The sequence below is a fragment of the uncultured Fretibacterium sp. genome, assembly GCF_938040765.1.
Taxonomy (GTDB): domain Bacteria; phylum Synergistota; class Synergistia; order Synergistales; family Aminobacteriaceae; genus CAJPSE01.
Map to the genome: position 1 here is coordinate 1 of NZ_CALIAA010000113.1, position 9,383 is coordinate 9,383.

The window sequence follows — 9,383 nt, forward strand, 5'->3', positions numbered from 1 at the left end:
ACAGCCTCAATGCAACTTGAGCAGGAAGCAAGGGCGGGGGGGATGACATTTTCTCGGTCCCTTTTCACCCTTTCAACCATGACATTTTCTCTGTCCCTTGACACTATCTTGTCATGGTTCTTGTCGTTGTTCTGAGATAATGTTGCTGCGCTGTAAGCGCGAAAGCAAATCTTCGCTTTGCGTAGAAGGCCCGGCCCATCTCGAGAGGGGCCGGGCCTTTGTCCTTTTCTCAGGGATTCTGCGAGGAGATGCGCTCCCGCGTCTGCTGCATCGTCGCGAAGAGTCTCACGATATAGGTGTTGGACCATCCTCTTCCCGTAAACATCATCTCCGTGAGCATCGCCGAGAGCACAAGAAGGAGACACCCGATGCAGGCCAGCAGGACAATGGCGATCTGCTTCCGAATGTTGGGTTTCATATAGGATGCGTGAATTTCGACATCCTTGGGCTCGCGAACGCGGAAGCCCTTTTTGCGGAGTTTTTCCCGCTCCCACTTCTCCCAAAGGCTCATGGCGTCACCGTCCTTTCTGCGGCTTGGGGCCTATGCCTCCGTCCTCCCTCACTGCCTGCTGCGGCGTCCGCAAAGGAACAGCGCAGCCCCGGCCAGGGATACGAGGGGAAATCCCCAGGCACTGCACCCGCCGCCGCCCTCTTCCCTGCTCGGCCGTTTGTCTCCCGACTCGGGGTAGCCCGGCTGGGGATTTGCGCCTGCCGCCGCGACGTAGAAGCTCAGGTTCCATTTCCCGTCCGCAGCGCCGTCGCCCAGGAGGACGTAGGGAACCCCATCGTCCTTCACGATCTCGCAGTAGGCGGTATATTGAGCCTTGGGGCTCTTGGCGTCCGCCATCAGGACGATCAGGTCCAGGTAGAGACAGTCGTCATGGATGAAGGCGCGCACGCACTCCTTCAGGTCCGCCCCACGGTTCCCAATGGCGGAGAAGAGGTTCATGTCGCGTTCGTTGGTCTGCTCGGATCGTACCCACACCGTTCCGAATCGGGCAAAGCGTTCCAGAAGCTGAGCTTCCGTGGCCTGCTCCAGATCCTCCCAATGCCCGACGAGCAGCTGCTCCTGCCGGGGGATGCAGAGGCGGATCTGCACGGGCAGCACGGCGATCTGAGCGGGGACATCCCGGGATACGATGTCTCCGGAGGCGTCCCGGGAGACGATCTCCCGGTCCATCGAGACCAGGCCCGCGGGGACGAGCGAGGCGATCTCGAAGGAGTTCAGGGCTTCGGCCTTGATGTACTTGTCCGACACCCCGCCGAAGCCGTATCCTCCCCTCGGCATGACGGGGGGCTTGCCCATCAGCAGGGTGAGCTCGCGCTCGGTGTTCGTCTCGTTTTTGACGACATCCGCGAAGGTCATGTCGAAGGCCGTCGCCCTCCAGCGGTATCGGTTCCCCGTAAAGGACGAATAGACCCGGCCCAGCCGCGTCATGCCGCCGATCCGGCGGTAGAAGAGGCGCAGGTCGTACTTCTTCCCCTCGTTGGAGAACGGATAGAGGCGGAAGGACTCGCTGGACCCGTAGGTCGTGTCGATCCTGTTCTCGTAGACGGTGACCAGCCCCGGAGCGACCTGGCTCTGCTCGTCCAGCAGGAAATATGCGGGCAGGCTGCCGTAGAGGTCGGGCGTGAGATCGTAACGCCAGTGAAGGGGCTTCAGGTCCCTGGGGCTCCGCCCGCCGATCAGGTCGTCCGAGGCGGGGACGTCCAGGGTGTCGTACCGCTGGACGCGGTAGCGGGTGCCGGTGCGGTTCGTGATGCGGGAGAGCAGCGTGTAGGTGGGCATCCGCCCCCCGTAGGGGGTCATGATGAAGAGGGTCCCGAGATTGCGCGTCATATTGTCGGACACGCCCCAACGGAACTTCGTGCGGGTGATCACGTCTCCGATCACGTCGCCGCTGACGTAGCCCCCGCTGAGGTCCCCGCTGGTCTCCCGGATGGTCATGTCGAAGTAGAGCTCGTTGCCGGGATCGGAGGCGGGGCCGTCGTGGACGTTGGCGACGACCAGAGGGATCTTGATCGACTCCCTGTAGCCCGTATAGCCCAGGTCGAGGCTCACGGACTGGCGGAAGGTCGCGTGCCCCGCGACGCTGCCGTAGTTGTCCGTCTCGGCGGCAAGGAAACGAAACGTCTGTTCCATGGAGTTTCGGGGCGCGACGCGCTGAGGGCTTTTGGGCGTCGCCTGCACGTTGTAGTTCGGGAGGTCGTTGATCAGGATATCCTCCATGACGTCGCGCGATACGACGTCGTTGGATTCGGGGGCGGTCCACGGGAAATGGTGCCCCCGGTCGTTGGCGAGGCGGATCTTCAGGTCGCCGCGGCCCTCCGGGATCACCAGAAAGAGGGATTCGAGGGGATCCATGTAGGGATCGTAGAGGGACGACACCGGATAGGGCTGGGGCTCGTCGATGTAGACGTGGTTGTACTCGTACAGGAGATCCGCCGACGTCACGATCGGAACCTCAGGCGCCTCTCCGCCCCGGGTGCGCAGGTAACGGATGTGGGTGGCGTCGTCGCGATTGTAGTAGCTCCAGAACCAATTCTCGATGCTCGTGGCGAACCACTGGGCCCCCGCGATCGTGTGCCCGTCCCTGGAGCCGCTGACGTCCCGGAGCTGGTAGTGGTAGTTCGACGGATAGGGGTGTATGGGGTCGTCGACGACCGCCCCGTGCGCCGCGGCCCCCCACAGGGCCGGCAAGGCGAAGGACAGGACAAACAATCCGGACAGCAGGCGCGTTGTTTTTCTCATGAGCGGGATAAACCTCCAGACTTGGACTTTCAGGCTCGATGCCCTTGAACTCTCTCCCCGAACGCCGGGTGCGCGGAAAAACGCCCCTCTCCGCAAAAGCTCTCGTCGATAACCCGGAATGACAAAGAGGCTTTTTCTACATTATACGTCATCAGGATGCTTCATTATGGCCGCCCCGCTCGCTGCCGTCCCCGCAAGGCCCTTTCCCCGGCCCGCCCCGTTCACGATTCGGCCCGACGCTCTCCATGAGGGGCCGGGCCCCTCCTTCGAGGAGGATTTGGGAAGGACGGCGGGAAAATCCGTAGTTTCCCCCCTCTGACTTGTATTGACATTTAAGGCGTCCCTTGCTAATCTTGACCGTGTGAAAGAGGTGTTGTCACTCGTCGTTAAAGAGTGCTAATCGACAATGGTAATTGTGCGGAGGTGATGGGCGGTGACGGAGCGGCAGCTGGGGATCATCCTCGCTGTGGTCTACGAGTACATCAAGACGGGGGAGCCCGCCGGATCCCGGACCATCACGAAGAAGTACATCCGCGGGCTGAGTCCCGCCACGATACGCAACGAGATGGCGGATCTCGAGGAGATGGGGTACTTTTATCAGCCCCATACGTCCTCCGGCCGGCTGCCGACGGCCAAGGCCTATCGGGTCTATGTGGATTCCGTCACGGCGCGGGCCCGGAGCCGTCCCAGCGAGGCCGAGACCTGGCATCGGGAACTGGCCGGGCGCCGCAGCGGGGTGGAGGGGCTCCTGACCTACGTCACGCACCTCCTGGCCCGTCTCACCAAGTGCGTCGCGGTCGCGGCGGTCCCGGGGCTCGACGACGCGGAGATCTGGCATATCGACCTCGTGCCGCTGGGGGGGACCCACATCCTGGCCCTGATCGTCCTGAAGGGCGGGCTGGTGCACCATTCGCAGTTCGACCTTCCCGGCGAGGTCGAGCCCGGGCTTCTCGAGGAGCTGAGCCGGCGCATCAACACCGTCGCGTCGGGCCGGTCCTGGAGCGATGTGCGCGACGTGCTGTTCCAGTACGTGCAGGGCGGCCTCGAGGACGCCGAGACGGCCTGCCGGTCGGCCATCAGGGAGCTCGACGAGTTCCTGACCGTGCAGAACTATCGTTTCTTCAGCAGCGGGGCCAAGCACATCCTGAATTTGCCTCACTTCCAGACCCTGTCGAGGCTTCAGGCGGTCCTCTCCCTGCTGGAGCAGGAGAAGCCCCTGGCCGACATGATCGAGAAGTGCCGGAAGAGCGAGGCGCTGAACGTCTCGATCGGAGAGGAGAACGAGACGGAGGGCATGCAGGAGAGCTCCATGATCCTCATCCCTGCCCGACTTCGGCAGCAAAAGGCGGTTTTGGGCCTGATCGGCCCCCTGAGGATGGATTACGAACGCTCCATCTCCGTTCTGGAGTCCCTGGCGAGCGCTCTGGACGAGGAAGCGGAGGAATAGGCGGTTCGATTACGGGCCCGGCGGGGAGGGTGGACGGTGTGGAACCGGCCTCCGCGCCGCCGAAAGCCCTGGTTGGGAGATGATGACGTGATGGACGACCGTATTCGGGAGGAGCTCGAACCCGGCAGCGGTGAAGGAGATGTCGAGGCGCATCCGGAGTCGGAGGGGCGCGTGAAGGAGTACATCCTGGAGGACGGGGTCCTGAGGGAGGAGGGGGGGGCCGACCCGGAGACGGTTCCTTCCTCTCCCTCCGAGGAGGGGGCGCTGAGGGAGCGCGTCGCCGAACTCGAGGGAGAGCTGGCGGCGGCGCGGGCGGACTTCTACAATTACCGCCAGCGCATGGCGAAGGAGCGGCAGCAGATACGAAGGCTGGTCACCGACGACACGATCTCGTCCCTCCTGCCCGTCCTGGACAACCTGGACCGGGCGCTGACCGTCCCGGAGGACGGAAGCGCGAAGGACGTCCTGGTGGGGGTGGGGATGGTTCGGCGTCAGTTCCTCTCGACGCTCGAGGAGCTGGGGGTCCGGGTCATCCCGACCGAGGGAGCCCCCTTCGACCCCGCGCTGCACGATGCGGTGGAGACGGTCCCCGTGGAGGACCCCGAGCAGGATGGCCGGATACTGGAGGAACTGACCCGAGGTTACCGGACGGACGAGAGGGTGCTGCGGGCATCCCGGGTCACGGTGGGCAAGGCGTGATTGAGATTCGGCGCCCTCCGGGCAAAGGGCCGGAGAGCGTTTGCCGATGGCAATAAAAGAAAAACCGATTGCAGAAACTGAAAATTGAAGCGCATACAGGGGGAACTGAAAATGGCAAAAGTTGTAGGAATCGATCTTGGAACGACGAACAGCTGCATCGCGGTGCAGGAGGGCGACCAGACGACCATCATCGCCAATTCCGAGGGGATGAGGACGACCCCGTCCGTCGTGGCCTTCACGAAGGACGGAGAGCGCCTGGTGGGCCAGCTGGCCAAGCGCCAGGCCATCGTCAACGCCGACCACACCATCATGTCGATCAAGCGCGAGATGGGCACGGACTACCGCGTGGACATCGACGGAAAGAAATATTCGCCGCAGGAGATCTCCGCGATGATCCTGCAGAAGCTGAAGCGCGACGCGGAGGACTACCTCGGCGAGCCGGTCACTCAGGCGGTCATCACGGTTCCGGCCTACTTCACGGACGCCCAGCGCCAGGCGACGAAGGATGCGGGCACCATCGCCGGGCTCGAGGTCCTGCGCATCATCAACGAGCCGACGGCGGCCTGTCTTGCCTATGGGGAGAACAAGAAGGAGGAGCATAAGATCCTGGTGTTCGACCTCGGCGGCGGTACGTTCGACGTCTCGATCCTGGATGTGGGCGAGGGCGTGTTCGAGGTCCTGGCGACCGCCGGCGACAACCGGCTGGGCGGCGACGACTGGGACAACCGGATCGTCGACTGGATGACGGCCGAGTTCAAGAAGAGCGAGGGAATCGACCTCAAGAACGACCGGATGGCGATGCAGCGTCTGCGCGAGGCCGCCGAGAAGGCAAAGGTCGAGCTCTCCTCCATGACGGAGACCACGATTTCCCTGCCCTTCATCACGGCGAACCAGAGCGGCCCCAAGCACCTGGAGATGAAGCTGACCCGGGCGAAGTTCGAGGAGATGACGGCGGACCTCATGGATCGCACGATCACCCCGACGAAGCGCGCGCTCGAGGACTCCGGCCTGAAGGCGGGCGAGATCGACAAGGTCCTGCTCGTCGGCGGCTCGACCCGCATGCCGATGGTGCAGAAGAAGATCGTCGACCTGCTGGGCAAGGAGCCGACGAAGGGCATCAACCCGGACGAGTGCGTCGCGGCGGGAGCGGCCATCCAGGGGGCGATCCTGAAGGGCGACCACAAGGATATCGTGCTGGTGGACGTCACCCCGCTTTCGCTCGGGCTCGAGACCCTGGGCGGCGTGTTCACCAAGGTCATCGAGCGGAACACGGCGATCCCGGTGTCGAAGAGCCAGGTGTTCACGACGGCGGCGAACAACCAGACGCAGGTGGAGATCCTCGTGCTTCAGGGAGAGCGCTCCATGGCGGCGGACAACGTGAAGCTGGGACAGTTCGTCCTGGACGGCATACCGCCCGCACCGCGCGGCATTCCGCAGATCGAGGTGACCTTCAACATCGACGTCAACGGCATTCTTAACGTCTCCGCAAAGGACAAGGGGACGGGCAAGGCCCAGAAGATCACCATCCAGTCCTCGAACCTCTCCAAGGAGGATATCGAGCGCATGAAGAACGACGCGGAGGCCAACGCGGACGAGGATGCGAAGAAGCGCGAGGCCGCCGAGGTCCGCAACGAGTCCGACGCTGCGGTGTTCACCGCGGAGAAGCTGTTGGGCGACCTTGGGGATAAGATGAGCGCGGAGGAGAAGGGCAAGGTTAACTCCAAGCTCGACGAGCTGAAGCGTGCCATCGAGGCGAACGACGGGGCCAGGATGAAGAGCTCCAAGGAGGAGCTCGAGAGGACGCTCCAGGAGTTCTCCACCCGGCTCTATCAGGCCGCCGGCCAGGGGAGCCCCAATGCCTCCGACGCCTCGGCCTCGGCCGGCAGCGAGGGAACATCCTCGTCGGACGGCGATACGGTGGACGCCGAGTTCAGCGACCAGGGACAGGCCTGATTGAAGTCCGCTTCGAATTGGAATAAGCTATAATGGAACGGAGGACGGAGGGGCTCTTACCCTTCCGTCCCTTTTGCTTAGGGAAGCGTTGATTAACCCAAAAGTGCATATTTTACCAAGGGTAAACATGCAAAACATCTATAGGCAAAAATCTTCACCGCTTCCCTAAAAAATTAACATGGGGGCCTCGCCCCCATGCCCCCACGCCGCTATCTGGATAGCGGCGGCCCCGGCAAGCTTCCTCATCAAAACAGGCAAGCTGGGGTACCACAGGGGGGCTTTATGGATTAAATGAGCTTTTTTTACGATTGGGGCCCGAGGATGGAGACCCGCGCGGCCCCACAGGGGCGCGACCTGGCGATGTAACGGGGTGTGTTTGTTTTGGAAGATTTGTATCAGATCCTGGGTGTCGCGCGCGACGCCTCTCAGGCGGAGATCAAGAGGGCGTACCGCCAGCTTGCGCGCCAGTACCATCCGGATGCGAACCATGGCAGCGGGGAGGCCGAGGAGAAGTTCAAGAAGATCAACGCGGCGTACTCCGTGCTGAGCGATCCCGAAAAACGGGCGCGGTACGACCAGTTCGGTTCTGCCGATGGAGCGGACCCCTTTGGGGGCGGCGGTTTTACGGGGGATTTCGGGGACATCTTCGGCGATCTCTTCGCCCAGGTATTCGGGGGGGGGATGGGACGCCGCCAGGCCGACCCCAACGCGCCGCGACGCGGCGGAGACCTGGAGATGGCGCTGAGCGTCTCCCTGCTGGAGGCCGCCAACGGGGTGACCCGTACTCTGGAGGTCCCGCGTTGGGAGGCATGCGAGGGCTGCGGGGGCACCGGGGCCAAGCCCGGCACGTCCTCCGAGACCTGTTCGGTCTGCGGAGGACGCGGGCAGGTGGAGCAGGTGCAGCGGACCCTCTTCGGCCAGTTCGTCTCCGTGACCGTCTGTCCGGAGTGTCAGGGGCGCGGGAAGATCGTCCGCGAGAAGTGCTCCGACTGCGGCGGCCGCGGACAGGTACGGCGGAAGCACAAGCTCGAGGTCAAGGTCCCCGCGGGGGTGGAACGGGGGACGCGGCTGCGCATCACGGGGGCCGGCGAGGCCGGGGTCAACGGCGGCCCTCAGGGCGACCTCTACCTGCTGATCGACGTGAAGCCGGACAAGGCATTCGAGCGGGATGGGGCGGACCTGCACACCCGCCTCCTCCTGACCTATCCGCAGGCGGTGCTGGGCGCGGAGGTGGAGGTCTCCACCCTGATCGATGGCGTGGAGAAGATCGGCGTGCCCGCCGGGACCTCGCACGGCCAGGTGCTGAAGGTTCGGGGCAAGGGGATGCCGCGCCTGCGCGGGCCTCGCGGCCGCGGGGACCTCTACGTCCATGTGTTCATCGATATCCCCTCCAGGCTGACGGACCGGCAGAAGGAACTGATCACGGAGCTGGCCGGCGAGATGAAGACCCCGGTGGGGTCCGGAGAACCGGGTTTCTTCGAGAAGTTCAAGAAGCTTTTCGAGTAGCGAAAGCGGCGGACGGCGTCCGCCGCTTTCGACCTGAAGGATGCCGGAGCACGGGAACCGCCCGAAGGGGGTCCGCCTGAAGGAAGCCCATTTGAAGGAAGCCCGTGTCCGTAGTTTTCGTTATTTACGCTCCCTGTCGGGACTGCTATACTTTTCAAGAAGGTTAATATTGGTCAATCAGGGGCTGATAAACGATGTCCGTTCAGTATAAGGACTATTACGGGATCCTGGGGGTGCCGCGCACCGCGACGGCCGACGAGATCCGCAAGGCATACAGGAAGCTGGCGAAGAAGTATCATCCGGACGTCTCCAAGGAGAAGGATGCGGATGCCCGCTACCGGGAGATCAACGAGGCCTACGAGGTTCTGAAGGACCCCGACAAACGCGTCCGCTACGACACCCTGGGGGCGAACTGGGAGCAGGGGCAGGACTTCACGCCCCCGCCCGGATGGCAGGGCGAAGGCACGCACATGGATTTCGGCGGGGACATGGGCGGGTTCAGCGACTTCTTCAAGACGATCTTCGGCGGAGGATTCGCGGATATCTTCGCCGGGGCGGGAAGTCGCGCACCGGTACGCCGGGACAGCGAGGTCGATCTGGAGCTGACGCTGGAGGATGCTGTCCGCGGGGGGACTCATACCTTGGTGATGCGCTCGCCCGACGGCTGCCAGAGGTCGATCAACGTGCGGCTTCCGCAGGGCATATCGGAGGGGGCCCAGATCCGCCTGCCGGGCAAGGCGAACGGAGGGGGCGACATTTACGTCAATCTGCATCTGGCGCCGCATCCCCTGTTTCAGGTCAATGGCTATGACCTGACGCGCAGCGTCAGGGTCGCGCCGTGGGACGCCGTGCTGGGGCATGAGGTCTCGGTGGAGACCCTGTCGGGCAGCGTGACGATGAAGCTCCCGCCCGGAACGCAGAACGGCCAGCGCCTGCGTCTGCGCGGCAAGGGGCTTCCCCGGAGGGGCGGGGGCAGCGGCGACCTGTTCGTGCGGGTGGAGGTGTGCCTGCCCCGGCACCTGACGG

At 63.7% G+C, this 9,383-nt stretch carries 7 protein-coding genes; 5 read left to right on the forward strand and 2 right to left on the reverse strand.

The features are described 5' to 3' along the window. Nucleotides 1-229: 229 nt before the first annotated feature. Both Q0176_RS04075 and Q0176_RS04080 read right to left on the reverse strand, forming a co-directional pair. Nucleotides 230-511, reverse strand: coding sequence for a hypothetical protein (locus Q0176_RS04075; protein WP_299299494.1), 282 nt, complete (start codon nucleotides 509-511; stop codon nucleotides 230-232). Between the two features lie 48 nt (nucleotides 512-559). Next, the gene (locus Q0176_RS04080) at nucleotides 560-2,752 is read right to left on the reverse strand and encodes a hypothetical protein (protein WP_299299496.1); all 2,193 of its coding nucleotides are present in this window, start codon (nucleotides 2,750-2,752) and stop codon (nucleotides 560-562) included. A gap of 433 nt (nucleotides 2,753-3,185) precedes the next feature. On the opposite strand from Q0176_RS04080, the gene hrcA reads away from it, so the two are divergent. The 5 genes from hrcA to Q0176_RS04105 all read left to right on the forward strand — a co-directional run. Continuing rightward, complete coding sequence (gene hrcA / locus Q0176_RS04085) at nucleotides 3,186-4,199, forward strand: heat-inducible transcriptional repressor HrcA (RefSeq protein ID WP_299299498.1); 1,014 nt, start codon at nucleotides 3,186-3,188, stop codon at nucleotides 4,197-4,199. Between the two features lie 90 nt (nucleotides 4,200-4,289). Next, complete coding sequence (locus Q0176_RS04090; protein ID WP_299299506.1) at nucleotides 4,290-4,898, forward strand: nucleotide exchange factor GrpE; 609 nt, start codon at nucleotides 4,290-4,292, stop codon at nucleotides 4,896-4,898. A gap of 111 nt (nucleotides 4,899-5,009) precedes the next feature. Continuing rightward, nucleotides 5,010-6,851 carry a molecular chaperone DnaK gene (dnaK, locus tag Q0176_RS04095; RefSeq protein WP_299299500.1) on the forward strand — a complete coding sequence of 614 codons (1,842 nt, stop codon included), beginning with the start codon at nucleotides 5,010-5,012 and terminating at the stop codon, nucleotides 6,849-6,851. Nucleotides 6,852-7,223: 372 nt separating this feature from the next. After that, entirely contained in the window at nucleotides 7,224-8,357 is a 1,134-nt protein-coding gene (gene dnaJ / locus Q0176_RS04100) for a molecular chaperone DnaJ (RefSeq protein WP_366797147.1), read from the forward strand. A gap of 194 nt (nucleotides 8,358-8,551) precedes the next feature. Beyond that, nucleotides 8,552-9,383 (forward strand): DnaJ C-terminal domain-containing protein (locus Q0176_RS04105; RefSeq protein ID WP_299299504.1); only part of this gene is annotated, 832 nt, incomplete at its 3' end.

Excerpts from the sequence above, each read along its gene's own strand:
- Q0176_RS04075 (WP_299299494.1), bottom strand. The coding sequence starts at position 511 with ATGAGCCTTTGGGAGAAGTGGGAGCGGGAAAAACTCCGCAAAAAGGGC.
- Q0176_RS04080 (WP_299299496.1), bottom strand. The coding sequence starts at position 2,752 with ATGAGAAAAACAACGCGCCTGCTGTCCGGATTGTTTGTCCTGTCCTTC.
- Q0176_RS04090 (WP_299299506.1), top strand. The coding sequence starts at position 4,290 with ATGGACGACCGTATTCGGGAGGAGCTCGAACCCGGCAGCGGTGAAGGA.
- dnaK (WP_299299500.1), top strand. The coding sequence starts at position 5,010 with ATGGCAAAAGTTGTAGGAATCGATCTTGGAACGACGAACAGCTGCATC.